The organism is Streptomyces longispororuber, assembly GCF_024448165.1.
Lineage (GTDB): Bacteria > Actinomycetota > Actinomycetes > Streptomycetales > Streptomycetaceae > Streptomyces > Streptomyces longispororuber_A.
Window position 1 is genome coordinate 1 of sequence record NZ_JAMOLN010000075.1, and the last position, 24464, is coordinate 24464.

The following is a 24464-nucleotide window of genomic DNA, read 5'->3' on the forward strand; positions in this document are numbered from 1 at the left end:
ATTCCAGCCGCTCGGTCAGCTTCCCCTCGCGGCCGACCATGCGCCGCACCCGCTGGGCCCGGGCCAGTTCCTCGGTCAGTCGTGGTTCGACCAGGTCGGGGCGGCCCACGGTGCCGATCAGCAGCGATCCCCCGGTGAACACCGCGGCCACCGTGCCGTGCTGTTCGAGCGCGTACGCGGTGTGGTGCGGGGTGTGTCCTGGTGTGGCCAGCGCTTCGAGGACGAGGCCGGTGTCGACGGCGGTGCGGTCGCCGTCGTGCACGGGTGTCCGCTCGAAGGAGACGCCGGCCTTGGCGGGCACGAGGTAGACGGCGCCCGTGAGGCGAGCCAGTTCCAGGCCACCGGTGACGTAGTCGTTGTGGATGTGCGTCTCGGCGACGTGCGAGATCCGCACCCCGCGGCGGGCCGCCGCCGCGAGCACCCGGTCGATGTCGCGCGGCGGGTCGACGGCGACGGCGGTGCGCTCGCCGCCCGCGAGGTAGCTGCGGTTGCCGAGTCCGGCCGTCTCGATGGTGTCGACGAAGAACATGGCGTGCACTCCTTCCGGCACCCGGCCGGCCTGTGGGCCACCGGGTGCGGGGTGTGGGCGTTGACTGCTTCTCGGGCGAACCGGCCCGGCCCGGTGGGGTTCAGAGGACCGGGTCGAGTCCGCGGAGGCTCCGGCGCGGGCGGGTGAAGGGGGCCGGGGCGGGGTCCAGGCGGTATCCGGTGCGGGCGTCGAAGCGGGCCACGACGCTGAAGCGGTCGCCTCGGATGAGGGTCGTGCGCCATTCGACGGTGCGGCCGTGCGTACGGCCGAGCCGCTCGATGGAGAACGCGGCCACTCCGTCGGGAAGGCCGAGGAGCTTCTGCTCGGCGGCCGTGGGGGTGACGGCCTTGATGTGCTCCTCGCCGCCGACCAGACGGATGCCGCAGCGCACGGCGAGTTCGTCGTAGAGCGCGGTGTGGCCGAAGTCGACGTCGAGCAGGGCGCGGGCGTCCGAGGCCAGCATCCACACCTTGTCGTGCGCGAGGGGTTCGCCGTCGGCCAGGCGGATGCGCTCCAGGTACAGCAGGGGCGTGGACTCCTCCATGCCGAGGCGCACCGCGACGTGCGCGTCGGCGCGGACGTCGAGGGCGCGGACGATGCTGCGCTGCTCCAGACCGGCTGCCTCGACGGAGGCGAACAGGCTGTAGACGGCACCGACGGGCTGCTCTATGACGGCCTCGCCGGCCGCCCGCGGCCGTCGGCCGCGCGCCGCGGTGACCAGGCCTTCCTGCCGCAGGTCGCGCAGCGCGGCCCGAACGGTGTGCCGGCTCACCTCGTACCGCTTGGCCAGCTCCATCTCACCGGGAAAGGAGTCGCCGAACTCCCCCTGCTCCAGCCGGGCCCTGAGGTCGTCACGCACATGACGCCACAGCGGGGTCCGGTCCCGGCCGCCCTCGGGGGTGGGTTCCTCGCTCATGATTCCCATCCTTGTGTACGTACATTTGACTGGCTAATGTACGTACATTAACGCGCACCGCCAGAACAGGGAAGCACGACCCCCGCACCGGCCAGTCGGCACGACCCCTCGAACCGGATGGAGCACGGGAATGACCACGCACGCGCACCACAAGGTCCTCATCGTCGGCGGCGGCAGTGCCGGCGTCAGCGTCGCCGCGCGGCTGCGGCGCCAGGGCGTCGCGGACGTCGGACTGGTCGAGCCGTCGGACACGCACTACTACCAGCCGCTGTGGACCCTGGTCGGCGGCGGCCGGGCGGCCGCCCGGGAGAGCGCCCGGCCGCAGCGTTCCGTCATGCCGAAGGGGGTCTCCTGGATCCGCGACCGCGTGGCGGGCGTGGCTCCCGGGGAGCGGACGGTCGCCCTGGCCGACGGCCGGACCGTCGGCTACGACCGGCTCGTGGTCTGCCCGGGCATCCAGCTCGACTGGGACGCGGTGCCCGGCATGGCGCAGGCCGTCACGGCGCCGCACACCTCCAGCAACTACGCCTACGAGCTGGCGCCCAAGACCTGGGACCTGATCCGCTCGATGCGCTCGGGCACGGCCGTGTTCACCATGCCGTCGGGGCCGATCAAGTGCGCGGGTGCGCCGCAGAAGATCGCCTACCTGGCCGCCGACCACTGGCGCGAGCAGGGCGTCCTCAAAGACATCCGGGTGGTGCTCGTGCTGCCGACGCCCGGGATGTTCGGCGTCCCCGTGTTCGCCCGGGAACTGGAGCGGGTCGCGGCCCGGTACGGCATCGAGGTGCGCACCAGCAGCGAACTGGTCGAGGTGGACCCGGACGGCCGCGCCGCGACGGTGGTCGATCACGGGACCGGCGCGAAGGACCGCATCGGGTTCGACATGCTGCACGTGGTGCCGCCGCAGTCGGCCCCCGACTGGCTGAAGGCGACCGACCTGGCCGATCCGGCGAACCCGGCCGGTTACGTGGAGATCGACAAGTACACCCTGCGCCACGTGCGCCACCCCGACGTCTACGCCCTCGGAGACGCCGGTTCCTCGCCCAACTCCAAGACGGGCGCGGCGATCCGCAAGCAGGCGCCGGTGGTCGCCCGGAACGTCGTCGCCGATCTGGCGGGTGCCGGGGCGCCGCCCGCGTCGTACGACGGGTACGCCTCCTGCCCCATCACCACCTCACGGCACAGCATGCTGCTCGCCGAGTTCGACTACACGCTGCAGCACCGCCCGACCCTCCCCCTGATCGACACGACGCGCGAGCGCCGGGACATGTGGTACCTGAAGCGCTACGGACTGCCGTTCCTCTACTGGAACTTGATGCTTCGCGGACGCGCGTGAGGTGCGGGCCGGACACCTGCCCGGATCCCTTGCGCTTTCCATGCCGAGGCCCATAAGTAGCTGACAGGTAGGGGTCGAGCGAGTCTTCGCGCGGCTGCCGCTCGCCGTCGCCGAGGACACCGGGCAGATCGCCGGTCTCGACCCGGACCTCACGGCCTTCCAGATCGACGCCGTGCTCAACGCCACCAACCAGAGCAGCGGCGGGAGTTCACCGTCGTACGGCGTCGAAAACGTGACGACAGCCGGTGATCGGGCAGGCTAGCGTCGGCTGCATGAGCCCTTCACTCGAACGTCCTCCCCTTCAGGCCGACGAACGGACCGCGCTCGTCGGCTGGCTGGACCTCCAGCGCCAGATCCTGCGGTGGAAGTGCGAGGGCCTGGCCGAGGCGGACGCGCACCGCGCCGTCGTCCCGACCTCCCCGGCGATGACGATGGCCGGGCTGATCAGCCACATGCGGTGGGTCGAACACACCTGGCTTGAGGTGCTGTTCCTCGGCGGCGACGAGAAGCAGAACCCGTCCTTCGACGAGACGGTCGAGGACGCCGACTGGCACACCGACGGCGCCACGCTGAAGGACCTGCTCGCGGCCTACGAGGCGCAGTGCGCCCGCAGCAACGAGATCGCGGCCGCGGCCTCCCTCGACGACGTGGGCCGCCACCCCGACTACCGCTCCGCCAAGGCCAACCTTCGCTGGATCCTCCTGCACCTCGTCGAGGAGACCGGCCGGCACGCGGGCCACGCGGACATCGTGCGGGAGCTGCTCGACGGGTCCAAGGGCTACTTCTAGCCGCCCCTGCCTCGGGCTCGCGCACGGCGGATCTCCTGCACCTCAGCGCAGCACGGCCGCCAGCAGATCGGTGCCCAGCGCCGTCAGACCGGACGGTTCGAGGGTGTGCCGGACGTACCGGCCGTGCCGCCGCGCGGTGAGCAGGCCGGCACGGCGCAGCACCGCGAGATGGCGGGACACCTCCGGGCGGGACAGTTCCCAGACATGGGCCAGCTCGCCGGTGGTGTGCGGGCCGCGGGCCAGCGTGCGCAGCAGCCGCAGGCGCACCGGATGGGCGAGCGCCGCCAGGCGCAGGGTGACCGTCTCCAGGGACACCGGTTCCGCCGGGTTCGGCTCGGCCACCGGGTACTGCACCACCGGATGCCAGCCGGGTGCGTGGACCACCACCAGGTGCGGGCTGTTGAACACGCTGGGGATGAAGGTGACTCCGGTGTCGTCGGCCTGCGTCGCCTTGTCCTGGAGCTTGTCCACCAGGATGCAGTCGCCGTCCGGCGACAGGGTGACCGCACCGGAGACCGAGGCGAGCGCGGCCGCCGCGCCCTGCCGCTTGAGCAGATCGTTCTTCAGGCGCAGATCGGTGGCGAGCCGGACAGCGGCAGCCGTCCAGGCCGTGTCGAAGAAGGCCTCGGCGCACTGGGTGAGGGTGTCCCGCACCCGTTCCCGCACCGCCGCCGGGTCCGCGAGCAGCCGTTCCGCGAAGGCCTCCTGGCGCGGGCCACGGGCCTGGGCCAGGTCGAGCGCCCGCTCCCGCGCCGTCGCGTCGGTGAGCGGCGACCGCGCGGCGACGGGTGCCCGGATGCCGCCGCACGTGGTGACGAGCGCGGCGGTCACGTACGTCTCGTCGTCGATCCGGTCCACGTCGTCCAGCTCGTCGGCGAGCGCCGGCCGGGGCCGCGCGGGGAACAGGAAGTCGGCCTGCGAGGACCGCCAGAGGAACTCCGCCTCCCTGAGCCGTTCGGCCAGTTCGGGCCGCAGCCCGGCCCAGACGTCCGCGGCCCACACCGCGTGTCGCGGATGGTGCCCGGGCTCGGCCAGCACGTGCAGCATCGCGGTCAGTTCGGCCAGCGGGGAGGCCGCGAACCGCAGCCGCTCCGACGGCACACCGCCGATGTCGATCCTCAACGTCATCCCCTCATGATCGCGGCTGCGCCGGGCGGGACCGGCGCCGGTTGACGGATAACGTCAACCGACGTGCCCGGTCCGGGTGCCGACCGCATCGTTCGGTGCCATGACGACCACGACCGGCCTGCGGCCCCGCGCCCTCGTCCGTGCCTCCGGAGGCCCCCGCTACGCCGTCGCCCTGGCGGTGGACGCGCTCGGCACCGGCCTGCTCCGGCCCTTCCTGCTGCTCTACGGCGTGACGGTCCTCCGGCTGTCCGCGCCGGTGACCGGCGTCGCCATGACCGTCGGCGTCGTGGCCGGTCTCGTGTGCATGCCCGCGGTGGGCCGGTGGCTGGACCGGGGCGCCCGCAGCACGGTCGTGGCGGCGTCGATGCTGGTGCGCGTGGTGGGCGTCGCGCTGCTCCTGGCCACCCCTGAGGGGAACACCGGGCTGTTCGCGGCGGCGGCGCTCTTCCTCGGTGTCGGCAACCAGGCCTGGCCGGCCGCCCACGCGGCGCTCGTGGCGACCGTCACCCACGGCCGGGAGCGCGACACGGCTCTCGCGGCGGGCCGCGCGCTGCGCAACGGCGCGCTGGGCGTGGGCGCGCTCATCGCCACCGCCTGCCTGGCCGGTGGCACCACCGCGCTCCAGGCGCTCGCCGCCGTCACCGGGGTCGCCTATCTCGGCGCGGCCGCCCTGGCCTGGTCGGTCCACCTGCACGCCCGTCCCGCCACCACGTCCACGGACGCGGACGCAGACCCGGACCCGGACCCGGGAAAGGGCGCCGTACCGCGGATGCGCGCCCTGCTCGCCGCCAACGTGATCTACGTCTTCTGCCTCAACGTCCCCGAGATCGCACTCCCGTTGATCCTGGTGACGCAACTGCACGCGTCCCCGGTGTGGTCGGCGGCCGTCTTCGTGGCCAACACGGTGCTGGTGGTCACCCTCCAGGTCCCGGTCACCGCGTTCATGTCCCGCTTCCCGCGCCGCACCGTCCTCGCGCTCGCCGGGGTGGTGCTCGCCCTGTCCTACCTGGGATTCCTCGCGGCGGCGTCGCAGGGACCCGGCTGGGGCGCCCCGGCCGTCGCCGCCGTCTCCGTCGTCTGCACGCTCGGCGAGATCCTCTACGCGGGCAGCGCCACCGCGCTCGTCACCGCACTCGCCCCCACCCGCGTCCTGGGCCGCACCCTCGCCCGCTTCGAACTCTCCACGGGCCTGGGCCTGGCCGTCTCCCCCGCGGCCATCACCGCGCTCGCACCGCACGGCCCGGCCGCCCTCTGGGGCACGCTCACCGCCGCGACACTGGCCGCCGCCTCCGCCGTCCGGGGCCGGTGAGCACCACGGCAGGAGCGGGGGAGGTACGGGGCCAGTTCGGCGGGCGTCGGACGGCCGTCGTGCCGCGCGGGCTCAGTCCTGCGCCGTCAGCGTCGCGTCCTCCTTGTCCACCGCGTGGAAGTACGGCAGGGGCAGACCGTTCTTGGAGCGGAGTTCCATGACGGTCGCCTCGATCTGCACGGCGCCGGGCGCGACCGTGTCCGCCGGTGGCGTGCCCGTGTTCACCCACGGGTGCTCCAGGCCGTCGCACACGGCCGGGGTGCCGCCGATGCCGTGCCGCGCGGGGTCGGAGCCCTGCCGCACCGACGACGAGACGAAGGCGAGGCCCGAGGTGTCGTGGCACCGGTACGTGCCGGACAGCGTCACCGTGCCGTCCGGGGCGACGGATCCGACCTTGTCGATGGTCACGGACTCGTCCGGGGCCGCGGCGGTCGCCACCGGTGCCGCGAGCAGCAGGGTCACGGCGCCGGCGGCGGCTCCGAGAGCCGGACGGATACGGGATGACATGGGAGAACCTCCTTGTTGGGGGCCTCCATTGATATCCGGGTCACCCCGGGCGCCCGCCGATCATCACCCCTTAGACGGCGAGTCCCGACGGGCCCCTGACGCCCTCCGGACACGTCGGCGGAGCAGCAGCGCTCCGACGGCCGTCACCCCGGCCACCGCGACGGCGCCGACCGTCCACGCGAGGGTGCCGCTGCGCGCCGCGGGTGGGGCGGCCTCGGCCGGAACCACCACGACCCGGGCCGTGTTGTCGGACGGATCGGGGTCGGCGGTCCGCTCGTCCGGGGCGCCGCGCGGCTTCAGCCGGACGAGTCCGTCGCCGTCGCCTGCCGCGAGGCGCAGCGTGAAGGTGAGGGTCCGCTCCTCGCCGGGTTCGTGGGCGGTGCTCGGACAGGTGTAGGTGTCGCCCTTGTGCGGGCACAGCGGCTCGAAGACGTCGTCGTCGATCTCCTGCATCGGCTCCTTCACCACCGTGCTGCCCCGCGGCGGGGTGAAGACGAGGTCGAAGGCGCCGCCCTGGCCGGGGTCGCCCGGGCCGTCGTTGCGCGCGCCGATCCGCACGTCGCGGACATCGCCCGGCGCGCCCGCCACCCGGTCGCCGATCGCCACGTAGTCCGCCGGGTTGTCCGTGTGGACCATGGTCCACACCTCGGCGTCGTCGCTCCACGCACCCCGGCCGCCCGCGCGCACCACCGGTTCGAGCCGGGGACCGTCGCCGGCCGGACCCGGGCTCGTCATGCGCACGGCTTCGTACGGGCCGAGGTCGAGCGGCCAGGCAGACTGGCGCAGGTCCGCGTGGTCGATGACCTTCGGGGTGCGCATCCGCAGGCCGGGGCCGAACACCACGGTCCGGCCCGGTGGCAGGCGCAGATCGGGGAACGTACAGTACGCGGTCTGCGCACCGCGATCGGCCCCGCTGTAGCGGCAGTTCGCGAAGTGCTGTGACAGGGGAAGCTCGTTGTCGACGGTGAGCAGCAGGGCGATGCCGTGGGCGGTGGTCTCGCCCGTGTTGCGCACCGCGAGGTCCATGCTCGTCTCGGCGCCGGGACGGATTCCGTCGACGACCTTCGGGGCGCGGACCTCGAGGATCGGTCCGCCGACCACCACGCGCGTCGTCGCGGTGGCGACGTGCCCGTCGGGAGCCTCGTACGTCATGCGCAGCCGACCGCTGTCGCCGGCCTTGCTGCCGGGTGCCGCGTAGGGCAGCGCACCGGACCAGCCCGCCCAGCTGTCGTACCGCGTACCGACGTCGCACACCACGACGAGGTCCGCGGTGTTCGTACAGCCGCTGCCGAACTTCTTCAGGCGCAGCACGTCCTTGGCGGCGCTGACGTCCATGGTCAAGTGCCCGGACTTCGGGCCCACTTCGCCCGCGGCGTCCGGGTCGTCCGGGGCGTACCGGATGTGGAGGCGCTTGTCGCGCTCCGGCCGCTTCCGGCCGCCGGGCGGCTTCACGTGATAAGTGCCGGGCGCCGTGAGCACGGGCCGTTCGCCCGGTGCGGGACCCGCCCGGAACTCCCTGAGGGTGAGCACGGCGAGGGCTCCGGCGGCCAGCACGGCGACGGTCACCGCGAGCGGGCGGAGCACGCGACGCCGGTCACGCTCCGTAGGGTGTGCGGGCATGCCGGTCAGTCGAACACGGGTGGGTTCGCCCCGGCCAGGATCCCGGTGTCACGACTGGGCAACAGCCGTCGGCCCTGGTGGACGGGTCGGGCACGCGCCGCTCGTCCGCCCCTTCAGGACGTGCGCTCCGCGAAGGCCGCCGGTGAGAAGGTGAACGCCACGTAGGTGCGTCCGCCACGTTCGAACCGCGCCGCCTCGGTCATCCCGTAGTGGCGGTGCACGGCCAGGGAGCGTTCGTTGGCCGTCTCGACGAACGCGACCGCGAGATCGAAGTCGTCCCGAAGGGCCCGGCTCAGCGCCGTGATCAGCCGGGTCAGCACGCCGCGGCCCTGGAACCGGTCGTCGACCGCGACCGGCCCGTAGAGGAACATCCTGCCCAGGTCGCGTCCTCGGGCCGCTTCGACGACCGCGGTGACGGCCGCCGACGCCGGGTGCTCGGGCGGCAGTCCGCCCGCTTCGCTCGTGATCGCGAAGCCGGCGAGTTCCCCGGCGGCGTCGGCGACGAAGATGCCGGGCCCGTCCTGGAACCGTTCGAGGAGCTCCGGGGTCATGCTCCCCTGCACGAAGCCGCGCCGGGCCCGCTCCTCGTCGCTGAGCCCGAGTCCGCGGGCCCGGTCCATCAGGGCCAGGATCGCCGCGTGGTCGTCGGGCCGGGACCTGCGCACGGTGATCGTCACTCGGCAGACCCTACGCAGCCGGGCCGTGGTCCGGGACCGAGAGGGACGCCCGTGCGTGGCGGCGCTCCCACGCCTTGCCCGCCTCGACCAGCAGGAAGATCACCACGGCGAACCCGATGGTGAGCCCCCACTCCCGCAGCCCCACCGAGGCGGTCGCGAACCAGTCGTGCATGAACGGCGTGTACGTGAAGAAGATCTGGAAGGCGATCAGCAGGGCGCTCGACCACCAGATGACGGCGTTTCCGCGCAGCACGTCGGGGGTGAGGCTGGAGCGGTTCAGGAAGCGGCAGTTGAACAGGTACGCCAGCTGCCCGAGCGCCAGCATGAGGACGGCCGTCGTCTGCGCCTCGGCGAGCGGCACGCCCCGCGCGGTCTCCATGTAGAAGACACCCATCGTCGCGGCGCCGATCAGGACCGAGCCGACGGCGATGCGCCGGGCGAACTCCGCGTTCAACAGCGGGGCGTCGGGGGCCCGCGGCGGCCTGGTCATGATGCCGCTCTCGGCCTTCTCGCCGGCCAGCGCCAGGGAGAGGGTGACCGCGGTGACCATGTTGATCCACAGCACCTGCACGGGCTGCAGCGGCAGGGTCCAGCCGAACAGCACGGCGACCAGGATGACCAGCGACTGGGCGCCGTTGGTGGGCAGCAGGAACAGCACCGACTTGCGCAGGTTGTCGTAGATCCTGCGGCCTTCCTCGACCGCGCGCTCGATGGTGGCGAAGTTGTCGTCGGCGAGCACGATCTCCGCCGCGTCCTTGGTCGCCTCGGTGCCCTTGATGCCCATGGCGACGCCGATGTCGGCCTGGGTCAGTGCCGGGGCGTCGTTGACGCCGTCGCCGGTCATGGCGACCACTTCGCCGTGGTGCTGCAGCGCGGACACGATACGGATCTTGTGCTCGGGCGAGGTCCGTGCGTACACGTCGACGTCGCGCACCACCTGCCGCAGTTCCGCGTCGTCCATGGCCTCCAGTTCGGCACCGGTGAGGCGGCGCGGTTCGGCGGCGTCGACGATGCCCATCTCCCGGGCGATGGCGACGGCCGTGCCCGCGTGGTCACCGGTGATCATCTTGACCCGGATGCCGGCCCGCAGGCACTCGGCGATGGCCGTGACGGCCTCGGGGCGCGGTGGGTCCACGATGCCGACGACGCCGAGGAACTCCAGGCCGGTCCCGACGTCGGCGGGATCGAGCCGGGTGCGGTCGGGGGCGGCCGGGAGCCGTGCGGCGGCCAGCACCCGCAGCCCGCGCGCCCCGATCTCGTCGATCTGCGCCTCCCAGAATGCGGCGTTCAGCGGCTCGGCGGTGCCGTCGGCGGCGGTCTGGGTGGTGCTGCGGGCGAGGATCCGGTCCGGGGCACCCTTGACGAGGACGTGCCGGGAGCCGTCGGCGGCCTCGTCGAGCACGGCCATGTACTTCGTGTCGGACTCGAAGGGGATCACCGCGCGCCGCCGGTGCTCCGCCCCGTCGTGGCCCGCGGTCATGCCGAGCGTGCGCAGCGCTCCCTCGGTGGGCTCGCCGACCAGCTCCCAGCGGCCGCTCTCACCGCGGACGACGCGGGCGTCGTTGCACTCGGCCATCACCTCGATCAGCGCGCGCAGGTCCGGATGGGCGGTGAGCGGGGCCGGTGCGCCGTTCAGGGTCACCTCGCCCTCGGGTGCGTAGCCGAGGCCGCTGACGTCGTAGGCGTGCGCACGGGTGCGGACGAGCCGGGCGGTCATCTCGTTGGTGGTGAGCGTGCCCGTCTTGTCGGAGCAGATCGTGGTGACGGAGCCGAGCGCCTCCACGGCGGGCAGCTTGCGCGTGATGGCCCGCCGCCGGGCCATCTGCTGCACGCCGAGCGCCAGGGTGATGGTCACCAGCGCGGGCAGGCCCTCCGGGACCGCCGCGACGGCGAAGCCGATGGCCGCCGACACGAGCTCCGATCCGGTGAAGTCGTGCAGGACCCCACCGACCAGGAGCATCACGGCGGCCGCCACCAGGATCACCACCGCGAGCCGCTTGCCGAACGCGGCGAGGGTCCGGGACAGCGGTGTCTCCAGCGACTCGACCTCGTCGATCATCGTCTGGATCCGGCCGATCTCGGTGGCCCCACCGGTGGAGACGACCACGCCGGTGCCGGTGCCCGCCGCGACCAGGGTGCCGGAGTACAGCATCGAGGACCGGTCGCCGATCCCCGCGTCGGCGTCGACCGGGTCGGTGCGCTTGGCCGCGGTCACCGACTCGCCGGTCAGGGCCGCCTCGTCGACCTGCAGCGCGGTGGCCTCCAGCAGGCGCAGGTCCGCCGGGATCCGGTCGCCCGACCGCAGCCGCACCACGTCGCCCGGCACCAGGTCCTCGGCGTCGACCTCCGCCCATGCGCCGTCCCGGTGAACGTGCGCGGAGACGGAGAGCATCGCCCGGATCCCGTCGAGCGCCTTCTCCGCCCGCCCCTCCTGGACGAAGCCGATGGCGGCGTTGATCACCGCGACGGCGAGGATCACCGAGAAGTCCACCCAGTCGCCGAGCAGTGCCTTCAGCACGGCGGAGACGAGCAGGATGTAGATCAGGACGTCCTGGAAGTGCGACAGGATCCGGCGCCACAGCGGCGTGGGCGCGGGCGGCGCGAGCCGGTTGGGGCCCGTCTCGGCGAGGCGGCGGGCGGCCTCGGTTCCGGTCAGGCCGTCCTGTGCCGAGTCCAGGCGGTCGAGGACCGCCTGCCCGGACAGCGACCACGGTGCCGCCGGCTCCTCACGGAACCGGGGCGGCTGCGTCTCTGGTGCACCCGTCATCGTTCCAGTCAATGCCGGAACCGCTGCCGTGTCGCGGTGAGAACGTCCCGAACGCGCGGGCACGAGGGCCCGGGACCAAAGCCCTCCTGCCGGGGGTCACCGGGAGATTCCCGGGACGGGACGGCGGTCGAGGACCGCGGCGGCCCGCTCCACCCGGGTGGCGCACGGCACCGTCTCGCCCGACTCCACGGCGTGCAGCAGGTCCTTGAGCGCGGCGTACGTGTTCGGCGCGCAGATAGCGGCGCCCGGCTGGGCCAGCGCCCGCCTGGCCCGGTTCCAGGCCCGGGCGGTGCGCCCCTGCTGCCGGTCGACGAAGGCCCGGGCGTAGTGGGCGCGCAGCGCCGACCACTGGTCGTCGCGCAGTTCGGGCTGGGCCAGTGCGGCGCGGGCGGCCCGCTGCGCTGCGGCCGGGTCCTGGACGGTGCGGGCGACCGCGAGCGCGGCGAGGTAGACGGCCCGCCCCGGTCCCCCGGGCGCCCGGTCGGGCGTGCACTCGCTCGCGTGCTCGAAGCATTCGGCGGCCTTGACCGTGTCCCCGCGGAACAACGCGACGAGGCCCTGCACGTGGGAGATCCGGGCGATCAGCAGGTCGTCGCCGGCCAGCAGCGCCTGCGGCCACAGGTGGCGCAGCAGGGTCTCGGCGGTGTCCGGGTCGCTGCGTGCGGCCAGCCAGGCGGCGAGCCACTGGGCGGTGCCGCTCTCCGGCCGGTCCAGGGGGTGGAGGCTGAGCAGCTGCAGCAGATGGCGCAGGCCCTCTGACGTGTGCTGCCGCTTGGTCCACCAGAACCACAGCCGGCCCGCGGCGTCGAGGGCGTCCTGCGCCAGGTCGGGCCGCTGCACCGCGTGCCGCATCATGGCCTTCAGGTCGTGCTGTTCCTCCTCCAGGAGCTGCATGGCGTGGCCCTGGCAGCCGTGCTGCCACAGGTGCTCGGCGATCTGCGCGACCTGCCGTACGTGGCTGGCCCGCCGCTCCAGCGCGACCTCGGTCTCGCCCGCCTCGGCCAGTCGCAGGCCGCCGAACTCCCGTACCGCGCGCGGCATCCGGTAGCGGGGCTGCGCCGGGCCGTGCGGATCGTGGTCGCTCTCGAGGACGCCCTGCGCGGCCAGCCGGGCCAGCAGTCCCGGCACCTCGTGGGCCGCCACCCCACCGCCGGCGCACACCAGTTCCGCGGCGGCCTGGCCGAACGGTCCGGCGAAGACACTGGCGCGGCTCCAGACGATGCGCAGCTGCCGCTCGCAGCGGGCGTAGCCGGCCCCGATGGCCCGGGCCAGGCTGCGGTGGCGGCGCAGTGCCGGGTGCGGGCTGCTGAGCCAGCACTGGCCGTGCCGCACGAGTTCGGCCAGTTGCTGCGCCGAGTGCGTGCGGGTCTTCGCCGCGGCCAGTTCGAGTGCCAGCGGCAGCCCTTCCACGGCGCGGCCGATGTCGTCGGCGGCCCGCAGCACGGTGCGGTCCTGGCGCAGACCGGTCAGCCGGGCGGCTCGGCTGAGGAACAGGGCGGCCGCGGGCGACGGGACGCCGTCAGCGGGTGCCTCCGTGGCCAGCGGGGCGAGTTCGAGCAGGCCCTCGGCGCCGAGTCCCAGGGGTTGGCACGAGGTGACCAGCACGTGCAGCCACGGTCGCTGCATCACGGCTCGCTGCACCCAGCCCGCGCACTCGGGGTGGGCCGCGTCGACGTCGTCGAGCAGCAACAGGGCCTGACCCCGGCTGCCGCGAGGACCCGTCGTGCGCGGCGCTCTGCGGTGCGGGCGCAGTCCGGCCAACGCGTCGTCGGCGGCGCGGGCGAGCCGCTCCTGGGCCGTGGGGCCGCCGGGGCAGCGCAGGCAGGCGGCGCTCTGCCAGGACGACTGGAAGGCCCTGACCGCGGCCCGGGCGAGATGGCTCTTGCCGACCCCGGTCCGGCCGGTGACCGTGACCACCTGATGGTGGGCCAGCAGGTCACCCAGTTGCGCCAACTCCCTTTCCCTGCCGATGAGTTCGCCCGGTTCGCCCGGCGGGCCGCCCACTGTCGGCAGAGTGGTTCTGGGCTGGTGCAGCACGCTGTGTCCCCCGGATGGTTCTGATGCGGATCGTTCGGGCTCCCCCGCCTGCCCGGCACTGCCGCGGGCCCGGACAGCGATGCCGGACCGACCACTGCAGAACCGTCACTGCTCGGGAGTCACGCACTCCCAACGCGCCCCTCGTACCCCGGTTGTGCGCCAGATCGGGGAATCACCCGCACAGGTGAGATGTCCGTGCCCGGAAGAGCCGTCGTTGACCGGCCGCACCGTGCCTCCGCACCGTGCGCACGCGATGTCCACCACGGCAGACGGACCCGGAGAGTCCGCCTCCGCGGCGGTCACGGCACAATCCGGCCCGCCCTCCGTCCGACGCCTCCCCCGGCCCGCCGCGCACCGGGACGGCCGCGCGTACCGGAACTCCGCACGTACGGGGCCGATCCACCGCCCGCCCGGGCGGCCCGCCCCCGCCGGGGGGCCGGTGCGCATCCGGCCAAGACGTCCGCTCACGCCACGCCCGCACACCCCTGGTGCCTACGCTGTGAGCGGCCGTCTCGGTGGATTCCCCCGTGCCACCGAGGCGGCCTTCCCCCTGCGGCACGCGGCGTCACGCGCTCCGCGGACCGGGCTGACCGGCGGCCGCACCACCAGTGGCGGTGGCCGGGGGCCAGGATCCCTGGCGTTCGGGTGACAGGGGGAACGGCCTTCGAAGGAGCCGGGGCATGAGCGACGATCCGATCCACGCCGAGCTCGACCAGCGGGCCACGGCCGTCGAGCAGCAGGTCGTCGCGTGGCGGCACCACCTCCACCGGAACCCAGAGCTGTCCCATCGCGAGGTCGCCACGGCCGGGCTGATCGCGGGCGGACGCGGGATGGCCCCAACCACAACCCGCGCGTCTACGTGAACGACGACGCCCTGCTGCACGGCGTGCGCCTGCACCGCAACGTCGCCTACGACCACCTGACCGGCACGCTCGCTCCCCGGACGTGACGCGGGGCCCCGCCCGCTGCTACTCCCAGGTCGCGGTGTCCGGGTCGATGCCGTGGGCGCGTGCACTGGCGTCGACGATGCGCCGGAACCAGGTGGCGAGGCCGGTGCGGATGCCGTCGTAGTGCGCGGCGAATCCCGGGTCGGTCTCGTACGTGCGACCGAGGCACACCTGCATCTGCCGGGTCAGCGGAAAGTACGCGGCGAACACGTGGCGGTGCCGCTCGACGAGTGCGTTCGCCGCTGAACTGCCCGGTGCCACATCGGCGTCCATCGCCTCGGCCAGCGCGCGGTCGAGGTCGGTCATGGTGTCGGTGACGGCCTGCCAGTCCTCCGGGCCGCGCGCGGCGGAGCGTTCCGCGAACTGCTGCCACTGGGGCGTGTCCCCGTAGAGCTGGCGGGCCTTGACGGGCCCTTCCGGGTCCCAGCCGGGGCCGAAGACCGCGGCCTGCTCCTCGACGGTGAGCAGCACGCCGCGCTGGTGGGCGTCGATCATCCGGTCGAGTGCGGCGCCGAGCCGCTGGAGTCGTTCGATCCGCTCGGCGACCTGGGTGCGCTGGGCCCGCAGGGCGCCGGGGACGTCCATGGCCGGGTCGTCCAGGACGGCCCTGATCCGGTCCAGGCCGAGTCCCAGCTCGCGGTGGACGACGATGCGGTGCAGCCGTTCCAGGTCCGCGGGAGTGTAGAGCCGGTATCCGGCGGCCGTGCGCAGCGAGGGCCGCGCCAGGCCGATCTCGTCCCAGTGGTGCAGCGCGCGAACCGTCACGCCCACCCGCGCCCCGGCCTGACCGACGGTCAGGCCCTCGGTGTCCCGTGCGTCATGCATGGGCCACATTGTCGCCCGGGCCGCTGTCGGGTCCGGTGATCCCGATGGCCGCGAGGTTCCGTGCCTCCTCGCCGGCCGGGTCGTAGGGCTTCGCCGCGGTGAACACGATCCGCGCGTTCTCGGGGGTGATCACTTCCACGTCGCGGGTGTTCCAGGGAGTGTCCCGCGGTCCGTCGACCGAGTCCGGGCGCACCGCACGGCAGGCCTCGACCAGGGCATCGACCTGGCCGAGCACGCACGCGAAGCTGACGGAGATCGCCGGCGCCGTCTCCGGCGCGCTCGCCCCGGTGACGAGGAGGACGTCCTGGAACGCCCACCGGCGCAGATGGACGAGCCTGCCGGGTATGCCGAACAGTTCGAAGAATCCGAGTCCACGGGTCCAGAAGTCCACGGAAGCAGCCAGGTCGTCCGTCGGGATCGTCACGAACGCGGGCATGCCGTAGATGCCGCGGAACAGCTCCGGCGGCACGGCGTCCGGGCCGGGGTCGGGCACGGGGCTCATCTCGAACGCGTTGTAGTAGTCGCTCATGGACGCCACTTTCGGCCCTCCCGCAGCGTGAGGGTCAAGCCGCGTCCGAACCAGCACGCCGGCTCGCTCCCGCCCGCCCGGTCCCGCTCAGTCGGCACTCCCCAGGCCCCGGTCGGGCGCGCTCATGTCCCCGGTGGCGGGGACGCCGTCGGCGAGCCCGTAGCGCAGGTACACGGCGCCCTTGGAGCTGGCGACCGGGGGTTCGAGCAGCTTGACGTTGGTGGGCACCGCGCCGTCCTCGAACACCTTCTTCCCGGCGCCGAGCACGATGGGGTGCAGCCAGAGGTCGATGCGGTCGAAGAGCCGCTCGCGCAGCAGGCTCTGCACGAGGTCCAGGCTTCCGACCACCTTGATGTTCTCGTGCCGCTCGCGGAGCTCGCGCACCGCGTCGGCCAGATCCGGGCCGAGCTGGGTGGACCCGTCCCACGGCAGGTCGGGCTTGCCGCGCGAGGCCACGTACTTCGGGATGCTGTTGAAGAGTGTGGCGATCTCGTTGTCGGGACCGCCCTTCTGGTGCGGCCAGTAGGCGGCGAAGATGTCGTACGTGCGCCGGCCGAGCAGCAGCGCGTCGGTGCCTTCGTAGGCGGCCTGGATCTGCGCTCCGACGGCTTCGTCGATCAGGGGTGCCTGCCAGCCGCCGAACCGGAAACCGGCCGGATCCTCCTCGGGGCCGCCGGGCGCCTGCCCGACCAGGTCGAGGGTGGCGAAGAGCTCGAGGTGGATGAGGCCCATGGTCTGCTCCCGGTGAGTCGGTCGTTCCCCGTCAAGAGATAGACCGGCGGGCGCCCGCAGACTCATCGCCGCGCCGAAGGTCCCGGGCCGGCCCGTCGCCGGGCCCGGCGTCCGAGGACGGTCTCAGTCCCACTGCTCCTGGGCGAGGGAGTCGACGGGCTGCGGCTTGCCGATGAGGGCCAGGGCGATGAAGAAGTTGATCTGGCCGATCGCGATCATCAGGGTGGCCAGCGCCTTCTGGTCGTAGTGCCGCGCCACCTCGGCGTACAGCTCGTCGGAGACGCGCTCCTTGCCGGTCGCGGCGGGCTGGAGGGTGGCCTCCACCAGGGCGAGGGCGGCGCGTTCGGCGGGGGTGAAGTACGGGGCGTCCTGCCAGGAGGAGACGGCGGTGATGCGGTCCTCGGACTCCCCGGCCTTGCGCAGGAAGCTGGTGTTCAGGACGGTCAGATAGGTGTTCTGGACGATCTGTCCGGCGCGCAGGTGGACGAGGCTCATCGTGGTGCGCGGCACCGAGTGGTTGCCCGTGGCCCGGAACAGGGCGGCACTGATGTCGCCCAGCTCCGGTACGAACTCGGTGGGGTTCGGCATCCGCGAGATCGAGGTGCTGGTCATGGCTGGTCTCCTTCGCTCCGGCCTGGCGGCCCGGTCGGCGTCTTCACTGTCATGACGGACCGGCTCACGAAGGTGTGACGGGATGCGGGAAGTTTTCTCGCGGCGGGAGTGTGACGACAGGCCTCAGTCCGTCGGGGCCGCTTCCCCGGCCATGAACTCCCCCACCAGGTCTGCCGGGTTGGCGGCCGCGGTCAGCTCGAACATCGCGTCGGGGTCGAACATGTCGTAGAGGACCACGGGCGTCGGGCGGCCCAGCGCCGCCACGATCCGGCCGCTCTCGTGGAGGTGCCGGGCCGCGCCCACGCACACCTCGGCGAACCACTCGGCCAGCCGCTCGTCGCGCTCGTCCGGCTCCTCGTCGTCCTCGAACCACAGTCCCCGGGCCTCGGCCTCCCGCCGATGGGCCAGGCCCGCGCCGTCGTCCCGGCCGGCGACCCGTACGCCTTCGAGGCCCGTCGGCGGGAAGAACGCGTAACTCCAGCGCGCCTCCCAGGCGTCCGACGTCTGCCCGGCGGCCTCCGCGGCGTCGGCTTCGGTGGTGTAGCCGACGGCCACGTACGGATAGCGCGGGTCCTGGTCCACGCTGTCGATCCGGAACGTCACCGCGTAGATCCCGCGATCCGCCGGAAACCCGCCGACCACCTCGTCGGCGACGTGCTGTACCTGTTCCGCGAACGTCATTCGGCCTCCTCGTCCGTGCCGAGGATTCCAGAGCCGGTGGCGCCCCGGCGGACCGGGGCGCCGTCGACGTTCAGGATCCGGGCGTGACGGTGACCGCCGAAGGCCGGGCGTCGGTCCGGGACCAGCCGCGCACGCCGACGGCGACGTACCGCGCGGTGCCGTCGAGCCGGACGCTGCTCTGCCGCGTCGGCCGTGGGCCGCGCCGGTAGGTACGGCCGTCCTCGCTGAACTCCGCGTACCAGTCGGGGACGTGCCCCGTGAGCCATGCGACCCGCACGTCCGCGATCGGGCGGACCGCTCCGAGGTCGACGACCATCCGGCCGTCGGGGCCCGGCGTCCAGGCGGTGGCCGGGTCGCCGTCGACCAGGACCGCCGGGTCCGACATTCCGGCCGGCCGTGGCGCGGTGGGGAACGTGGTCCGTCCCAGCGCGAGATCGGCCACGGGGAAGCGGACGGCCCGCGGCACCGTGACCGTCGTCGTCCGCCCGGCGTGCACCACGGCCTGCCTGCTGCGGCCCTGCGCCGTCACGGTCACCCGGCCCGCGGCACCGCCCAGCCGGACCGTCGCCGCGTCGACGACCTCGGCACGCAGGCCCTGCGGGAGCCGGGCCGCGGTGAGGGTCATGCGCGGCGGCAGGACGACCGCCTGGGCCGCTTCCAGACGGACCGTCAGCTCGGTGCCCTCGTCCCGCACGGTCTGCGCCCCCTCGAACAGGACGGTCGCCGCCCCCTCCGACGTCGTCCCCCTCGCGGTCGCCCCCTGCGGCACGCGGACCCGGGTGGTGACCGGCGCGTCCGAGAGGTTGAACAGCGTCAGGTGCCCGTCCACGAGCGCCGCTCGTACCTGGGGCGCGTCGGTCGTGGGCGTGGAGCGTGCGGCCAGGTCGCCGAGTTCCTTCGCGCTCGCGCCGGGGTGCCCTTCGACGAGCAGCGGCTCGGGTCCGCCGTCCGAGAGGATCACGGTGTTGCCGTACACCGACAGCGGGTTGGTGGCCCGCGTGTCCCCCGCGCCGCGGCGCAGGACGAATCCGGCCCGTCCGTCGACGTCGAGCCAGTCTCCGGTTGCGGTGAGCACGGGCCGGGGCCACACGACGAGGTCCGTCCAGGTGCGGCCGTCCGTCGAGCCCTGGACCCGGAAGGCGCGTCCGGCGGCGCTCTCCCAGCTCAGCGTCACCCGGTCGACGTCCTGTTCCGCACCCAGGTCGACGGCGATCCAGCTGTCCGCCCGGGGCCGGTCGGCGCGGGACACGGCCCACCGGGTCGCGGCGTCGCCGTCGACCGCGCGGGTCGGCTCCTTGCCCGTGTCGGAGGAGGAGGCGGCGCAGGCGGCGCCCCGGGCCAGGTCCGTCCCGTCGGCGCCGGCCCGGACCTCGAACGCGTACAGCGAGTACCCGTAGGCGGGGTCGGGCCGCACGCCGAGCATCCGCACGTGCCGCACCCGGCTGCGCGGGAAGGTGAGTTCGTCCACGCGCGGGCCGCCCTCGTCCTGGGTCGGTGTGACGTCCGCCGCACCCCCGGCCGTCCGGAAGGTGCGCCGGCCGGTCAGCCCGGGCATGCCCGGCATGTCGAGGTTGTGGACCTTGACGACGCCTTCTCCCGGCCCCGTGCCGGTCGTCGCGTAGACCACCGCGCCGGAGGGCAGCGTGGCGAACCCGGCGTACCCGGCGTCGGCCAGGGTGAACAGGGAGGCGCTCGCCTCGAAGCCGTCCCGGCCCTTCTCGTAGGTGACGACCGAGCGTCCGATGACCTTGGCGGCGGTCGAGGGCAGGAACACGGGGGTGCTGCCGCTGAGCGCGAACAGCCAGTCGTCGTGGTCGGGCTGCCAGGCGAACTTCACGAACCCGGCCTTGCTCACGGCGCCGGCCCAGGCCCGCCGGGTCTGGTGCGCCACAAGACCGGGCCCCGCCCCGAAGTCCACGGCCCCGCCGGCCCGCTCGAACAACTCCTGTTGCGTCAGGGGCTGTACGGCCGGACGGCCCGAGCGCGAGCGCCACTCGTGGAAGAGGTAGCTGATGGCGACCTCGGCGCGGGCCTCCGGCTCGTACTTGGGCTCGCCGGAGAACTTGGCGATGCGGTGGGTCGGCGGATACTGCTGATACGCCTCCAGGCGCCGGGCCAGCGCGAGTTCGCAGGCCGCGGCCGACCGGTCGCCCAGGACCTGGGCGAGGAAGGCGAGCGGAATCACGTCCCTGCCGTACAGGTGCTCCCGGTCGGCGACCATCGGCATCAGCGGCTCGCCCGCGTCACTCATCACCGTCAGCAGGGTGCGCCAGAGCGGCCCCGCGTTCGGCTGGTCGGTGAGCACCTGGGGCAACTCCCGCCCGGCGAGCAGGAAGTGGACGGCGTTGCGCCCCGCGGTGCGCCACAGTTCTTCCTGGTAGTGCGGGCCGAACGAGCCGTGGTTCTCGACGATGAACGTGTCGTAGAGGTTCTGCGCGGTGTTGGCGGCCACCGGCACGCCGTCCACGCGCGCCGGATTGGCGAGGTCCGCGGCCGGCAGCCCGGCCTCGTTGCGGCTCCACCGTCCGAACGCGTCGCTCCAGTCGCCGTGGCGCGGATCGTCCGACGCCCAGGCGAGGGCGGGGGCCAGCGACTGCGCGTAGACGCCCATCTCCTCCAGCTTGGTGTCGCCGACGAATCCGCCGGTTCCTCCGTGCGGCGTCCAGTCGCCGGACGCCGGGTCGTCGGCCGTCCCCAACTCCGTGGTGAACGCGGCCTGTTCGCGGGTGATGGCGTCGATGTCCGCCCGGACCTGATCGTCCAGGTCGGCCCAGAGCAGGCGGGCGGCGAGGACGAAGTACGACTGGAAGGTCGTGTCGAAGAACAGCTTCTTGCCCCACACGCCGCCACCGGTCAGCCGGTTGGTCGCCGCGAACTGCTTGATGGTGGCCAGCGTCCGCTTCCGCAGGGTCTCGCGGTCGACTCCGGCGCGCTCGGCGTCGTACGTGCCGCGGGTCAGCAGGACGGCGTGGCCGAGGACGACGGCGAACCCGAAGTCCTTGTCCGTGTAGAAGCCGCGGGCGGCGTCCCACTGGGTCTCCGACCACCGCGTGTGGTCCAGGAGCACGCGGTAGTACGTGTCCGCCACCTCGTCGGTACCGGGCGCGGTCGCGGCGCGGGCCACCGCCGCTTCCGGGAACGTGAGCGTCGGCACCGCGGTCAACGCGGCGGCCGAGCCGGCCAGTTGGACGAACCGGCGACGGCTCGGACCGGACCCTGGAAACATCATGCGCCCCACCCTCACGACAACGTTGTCAGATCGCGATCATTGTTGGCCGCCTCCCCACCGCCGTCAAGGGTTCGCTCGCACCGCGCCGCACCGACGACCCCCGGCCGCCGCCCGCCTACTTCGGGCCGACGCCATCCAGGAGGTTGCCGACGAGCGCGACGACGAAGGCGTCGGTGACGGGTTCGTCCGGGATGAGGAGCCGGTGGTACGCGGCGCCCCAGAGCTGGTCGACGAGGACCTGCACGTCGACGTCGGCGCGGATCTGGCCGGCTTCCTGCGCCCGCTGGAGACGCTCGCCGGCCAGTCGGCGCCGGGGCGAGGAGTACAGGTTCCGGTACGCGGCGGCCAGGTCCTTGTCCGTCTGGGCCGCGCCGATCAGCTCGGCCAGCACCCGTCCCCCCGGGGTCCGCGTCATGACGTGGGCGAAGGAGCGGAGCTGGGTGAGCAGGTCGGCGCGGACGTCCCCGGTGTCGGGGAAGGCCAGCGTCTCCTCGACGGCGTGGAAGTAGCCGTCCAGGGCGAGCGCGCCCTTGGAGGGCCACCACTTGTAGAGGGTGGTCTTGCTGACGCCGGCGGCCTTGGCGACGCGTTCGAAGGTGAGGTCGCCGGTGCCTTCGGCGAGCAGCAGGTCACCGACGGTGCGCAGGACGTCCGCCCGGACCTCGTCCGCGGGACGGCGCCCCCGCCCGCGGCCGCCGCCTTCCTTGGCGGCCAATCCGCCGGTCTTGTTCGTCACGTGTGCTCCTGCTGGGTCCCGGGTGGTGGCGGACGGGGCGTCACCGCTGGTCATACCGATCCTCTCAGGTCGTCACCGGTCGCCTCAGGGCCGGACCGTGAGGAGGTCGGCGAGGTCGATGCGGGTGAGGAACTCGCGGCGGATCCGGTCGGCGGTGTCGGAGACCTCCTGGGACCCGTCGTCGGCGGGGTCGACGTGCACGCGGAAGGGGCGCTTCCCGGCAGGCAGGGCGATGACGCGGGCGATCTCGTCGGAGACGAGTGACGCGGTCACGCCTTCGGGAGCGAGGGCGGCGAGCTTGCCGGCCACCTGGTCCATCAGCCCGGCGTACCTGGTCTCGTACGCGGCCTCGACGGCGGCGTCGTCGGGGTGGCCGGAGTGGGCGAAGTGGTTGGTGCCACTGGTGAACGAACCGGGGACGACGATGGTGGTCTCCACTCCCCAGCGCGCGAGTTCGCCCGCGTAGGACACGGCGAGCGAGTCCATGGCCGCCTTGGCGGCGAAGTACGGGGCGAGGTACGGCGGGGTGCCGCCCTTGACGCTGGAGCTGGACACCCAGAGGACCAGTCCCCGGCCGCGCCGTCGCATGCCGGGCAGCGCCGCGCGGTTGACGCGCTGGGTGGACAGCACGTTCACGTCGTAGAGCTCGGCGAGCTGGTCGGGGGTGAACGCCTCGGCGGGGCCGGTCGCCATGTGCCCGGCGTTGTGGATCAGTACGTCGATGCGGCCGTGCTCGGCCTCGATCCGGGCGATCGCCGCGTCGACCGACTCCTGGGAGTTCACGTCGAGTTCGACGGCGCGCAGGTCGACCCGGTGCTCGTGCGCGTAGTCCGCGGCGGCCTGCACCTGCGGCGCGTTGCGGCCGGTGGTCAGGCGCATGCCGGCGTACACGGTGTGGCCGGCGTCGGCCAGCGCGCGGGCGGTGAGCGCCCCGAAGCCGCTGGAGGCGCCGGTGATGACGACGATGTCGCCGGTGGTGGTGGTCATGATCGTGGTTCCTTCCCGGGAGGCCGGTGGGGCGGGGTTCGGTGGGCGGTGCCGGTCAGGCGAGGCCGCCGTTGGCGTAGAGGACCTGGCCGTTGACCCAGCGCGCGGGTCCGGCGAGGAACGAGACGGCCTCGGCGATGTCCTCGGGGCGCCCCAGTCGTTCGAGCGGGGCCGCCTGGCCGAACTTCGCGATGGTGGCGTCGTCCTTGCCGTCCAGGAACAGCGGGGTGGCGGTGGGGCCGGGCGCGACGACGTTGACGGTGATGTCGCGGCCGCGCAGTTCGCGGGCCAGCGTGAGGGTCATGCCCTCGACCGCGGCCTTGCTGGCCACGTAGGCGCCGTAGGTGGGCAGCTGGGTGCGGACCACGGACGTGGAGAAGTTGACGATCGCGCCGCCGGGGCGGATGCGCCGCGCGGCCTGCTGGGCGACGACGAAGGTGCCGCGGATGTTCGTGCGGTGCATGCGGTCGAGGTCGGCGAGGTCGAACGTCTCGATCGGCGCCAGGACCATGATGCCCGCGGTGTTGACGACCACGTCGATGCCGCCGAAGGCCGACTCGACCGCGTCGAACGCGGCGCCCATGTCGGTCTCGTCGGCGACGTCGCCGCCCACCGCCATGGCCCTGCCGCCCGCCGCGGTGATCGCGGCCACGGTGTCCTCGGCCTTGGCCCGGTTGCCCGCGTAGTGCACGGCGACCGCGAGGCCGTCCTGGGCGAGCCGCTCGGCCACGGCCCGGCCGATGCCGCCGGAGCCACCGGTGACGAGGGCGACGCGGGCGACTCGGTCGGCGAGAGGGGTGCTCATGAGGGTTCTCCTTCGATCACTTCAAATGAACGCTGCGTCCATATAACCACGAAATGAACGAGCCGTCCACATACCTGACGGCTCCGGCGCGCACTCGGGGCGAGCCGGCCCGGCGTTGCGTTGGACACCGATGTCGACGGGCGGGCCGGCTCCGCCGGCGGGTCGGCGGAGGTGGTCCCATGGCCGGAGTGCGCCAGTTCGACGAGCGGGAGACGCTCGGACGCGCCCTGGAAGTCTTCGGCCTGCGCGGGTACCGGGCGACGTCGATGCCGGACCTCGCCACCGGGACCGGGGTGCAGCGCGGCTCGCTGTACCACGCCTACGGCGGCAAGGAGCAGCTCTTCCTGCGCGTCTTCGACACCTGCACGCGGGAGTTCCTGGCCGACACGGCCCGGGCGCTGCGCGCCGCTGACACGCGCTCCGCGCTGCTGGCCTTCTTCGACCACTGCGTCCGCTCGATCGCCTCGGGCACTCCGTCGCGCGGCTGTCTGTCCACCCGGACGGTGATCGACGCGAGCGCCGACGTCCCGCAGGTGGCGACGGCGGCCCGCGCGTTCCTCGACGACCTCGAATCGGTCGTCCACGACGGGCTGGTGGCCGTCGGCGACGCCGGCACCGTCCTCGGACCGCGCCCGGCGGCCCGCCTCGTGGTCACCACGACCCGGGGGCTGGCTGTCATGGAACGGGCGCACCACACACCCGACGAGCTGCGGAGCATCGCCGCCGACTTCGTCGACTGCCTCACCGGCGGCGCCGGGACCCGGTAG

22 protein-coding genes are annotated in these 24464 nt (G+C 73.3%); 5 read left to right on the top strand and 17 right to left on the bottom strand.

Features of this window, described 5'->3' with window-relative positions; translation table 11 throughout:
- Both M4J07_RS21465 and M4J07_RS21470 read right to left on the bottom strand, forming a co-directional pair.
- Positions 1–529 (bottom strand): MBL fold metallo-hydrolase (locus M4J07_RS21465; RefSeq protein WP_255974333.1); only part of this gene is annotated, 529 nt, incomplete at its 3' end.
- A 100-nt stretch (positions 530–629) separates the two neighbouring features.
- Positions 630–1445 carry a GntR family transcriptional regulator gene (locus M4J07_RS21470; RefSeq protein ID WP_255974335.1) on the bottom strand — a complete coding sequence of 272 codons (816 nt, stop codon included), beginning with the start codon at positions 1443–1445 and terminating at the stop codon, positions 630–632.
- A gap of 130 nt (positions 1446–1575) precedes the next feature.
- Here M4J07_RS21470 and M4J07_RS21475 point away from each other — a divergent pair, with 130 nt between their 5' ends.
- On the top strand, positions 1576–2781 hold the full coding sequence (locus M4J07_RS21475) for an NAD(P)/FAD-dependent oxidoreductase (RefSeq protein ID WP_255974337.1): 1206 nt from the start codon (positions 1576–1578) through the stop codon (positions 2779–2781).
- Between the two features lie 272 nt (positions 2782–3053).
- Complete coding sequence (locus M4J07_RS21480) at positions 3054–3569, top strand: DinB family protein (RefSeq protein WP_255974338.1); 516 nt, start codon at positions 3054–3056, stop codon at positions 3567–3569.
- A gap of 42 nt (positions 3570–3611) precedes the next feature.
- Here the strand turns inward: M4J07_RS21480 and M4J07_RS21485 are convergent, their stop codons facing one another.
- Positions 3612–4697 carry a DUF5937 family protein gene (locus tag M4J07_RS21485; RefSeq protein ID WP_255974340.1) on the bottom strand — a complete coding sequence of 362 codons (1086 nt, stop codon included), beginning with the start codon at positions 4695–4697 and terminating at the stop codon, positions 3612–3614.
- Positions 4698–4797: 100 nt separating this feature from the next.
- On the opposite strand from M4J07_RS21485, the gene M4J07_RS21490 reads away from it, so the two are divergent.
- Positions 4798–6006: an MFS transporter gene (locus M4J07_RS21490; RefSeq protein WP_255974341.1), complete on the top strand. Its 1209-nt coding sequence runs from the start codon at positions 4798–4800 to the stop codon at positions 6004–6006.
- A 72-nt stretch (positions 6007–6078) separates the two neighbouring features.
- On the opposite strand, the gene M4J07_RS21495 is transcribed toward M4J07_RS21490, so the two are convergent.
- The 5 genes from M4J07_RS21495 to M4J07_RS21515 all read right to left on the bottom strand — a co-directional run bounded on the left by M4J07_RS21495 (position 6079) and on the right by M4J07_RS21515 (position 13581).
- Positions 6079–6513 (bottom strand): DUF6299 family protein, encoded by a 435-nt coding sequence (locus M4J07_RS21495; RefSeq protein WP_255974343.1) that lies wholly within the window; start codon positions 6511–6513, stop codon positions 6079–6081.
- 63 nt (positions 6514–6576) lie between these two features.
- The gene (locus tag M4J07_RS21500; protein WP_255974344.1) at positions 6577–8133 is read right to left on the bottom strand and encodes a hypothetical protein; all 1557 of its coding nucleotides are present in this window, start codon (positions 8131–8133) and stop codon (positions 6577–6579) included.
- Positions 8134–8246: 113 nt separating this feature from the next.
- Positions 8247–8810: a GNAT family N-acetyltransferase gene (locus tag M4J07_RS21505; protein ID WP_255974346.1), complete on the bottom strand. Its 564-nt coding sequence runs from the start codon at positions 8808–8810 to the stop codon at positions 8247–8249.
- A gap of 10 nt (positions 8811–8820) precedes the next feature.
- Entirely contained in the window at positions 8821–11577 is a 2757-nt protein-coding gene (locus M4J07_RS21510) for a cation-translocating P-type ATPase (RefSeq protein ID WP_255974347.1), read from the bottom strand.
- 96 nt (positions 11578–11673) lie between these two features.
- Complete coding sequence (locus M4J07_RS21515; RefSeq protein WP_255974349.1) at positions 11674–13581, bottom strand: ATP-binding protein; 1908 nt, start codon at positions 13579–13581, stop codon at positions 11674–11676.
- Positions 13582–14294: 713 nt separating this feature from the next.
- Here M4J07_RS21515 and M4J07_RS21520 point away from each other — a divergent pair.
- A complete protein-coding gene (locus M4J07_RS21520) occupies positions 14295–14477 on the top strand; it encodes a hypothetical protein (protein ID WP_255974351.1) in 183 nt (60 codons plus the stop codon).
- A gap of 105 nt (positions 14478–14582) precedes the next feature.
- Here M4J07_RS21520 and M4J07_RS21525 read toward each other — a convergent pair whose 3' ends face one another.
- The 9 genes from M4J07_RS21525 to M4J07_RS21565 all read right to left on the bottom strand — a co-directional run bounded on the left by M4J07_RS21525 (position 14583) and on the right by M4J07_RS21565 (position 23697).
- Positions 14583–15386 (bottom strand): MerR family transcriptional regulator, encoded by an 804-nt coding sequence (locus tag M4J07_RS21525; RefSeq protein ID WP_255974353.1) that lies wholly within the window; start codon positions 15384–15386, stop codon positions 14583–14585.
- Positions 15379–15915: a VOC family protein gene (locus M4J07_RS21530; RefSeq protein ID WP_255974355.1), complete on the bottom strand. Its 537-nt coding sequence runs from the start codon at positions 15913–15915 to the stop codon at positions 15379–15381. Before M4J07_RS21530 ends, M4J07_RS21525 begins: the two co-directional genes overlap by 8 nt.
- An 87-nt stretch (positions 15916–16002) precedes the next feature.
- Positions 16003–16647 carry a dihydrofolate reductase family protein gene (locus tag M4J07_RS21535; RefSeq protein ID WP_255974357.1) on the bottom strand — a complete coding sequence of 215 codons (645 nt, stop codon included), beginning with the start codon at positions 16645–16647 and terminating at the stop codon, positions 16003–16005.
- A gap of 123 nt (positions 16648–16770) precedes the next feature.
- On the bottom strand, positions 16771–17259 hold the full coding sequence (locus tag M4J07_RS21540; RefSeq protein WP_255974359.1) for a carboxymuconolactone decarboxylase family protein: 489 nt from the start codon (positions 17257–17259) through the stop codon (positions 16771–16773).
- 123 nt (positions 17260–17382) lie between these two features.
- Positions 17383–17940 carry a hypothetical protein gene (locus M4J07_RS21545; RefSeq protein ID WP_255974361.1) on the bottom strand — a complete coding sequence of 186 codons (558 nt, stop codon included), beginning with the start codon at positions 17938–17940 and terminating at the stop codon, positions 17383–17385.
- Positions 17941–18010: 70 nt separating this feature from the next.
- Positions 18011–21166 (bottom strand): discoidin domain-containing protein, encoded by a 3156-nt coding sequence (locus M4J07_RS21550; protein ID WP_255974402.1) that lies wholly within the window; start codon positions 21164–21166, stop codon positions 18011–18013.
- Between the two features lie 118 nt (positions 21167–21284).
- A complete protein-coding gene (locus M4J07_RS21555; RefSeq protein WP_255974363.1) occupies positions 21285–21905 on the bottom strand; it encodes a TetR/AcrR family transcriptional regulator in 621 nt (206 codons plus the stop codon).
- 84 nt (positions 21906–21989) lie between these two features.
- Complete coding sequence (locus tag M4J07_RS21560; protein ID WP_255974365.1) at positions 21990–22892, bottom strand: SDR family oxidoreductase; 903 nt, start codon at positions 22890–22892, stop codon at positions 21990–21992.
- Positions 22893–22947: 55 nt separating this feature from the next.
- Entirely contained in the window at positions 22948–23697 is a 750-nt protein-coding gene (locus tag M4J07_RS21565) for an SDR family oxidoreductase (RefSeq protein ID WP_255974367.1), read from the bottom strand.
- A gap of 179 nt (positions 23698–23876) precedes the next feature.
- Between M4J07_RS21565 and M4J07_RS21570 the strand changes: the two genes are divergently transcribed.
- Positions 23877–24464 carry a TetR/AcrR family transcriptional regulator gene (locus M4J07_RS21570; RefSeq protein ID WP_255974368.1) on the top strand — a complete coding sequence of 196 codons (588 nt, stop codon included), beginning with the start codon at positions 23877–23879 and terminating at the stop codon, positions 24462–24464.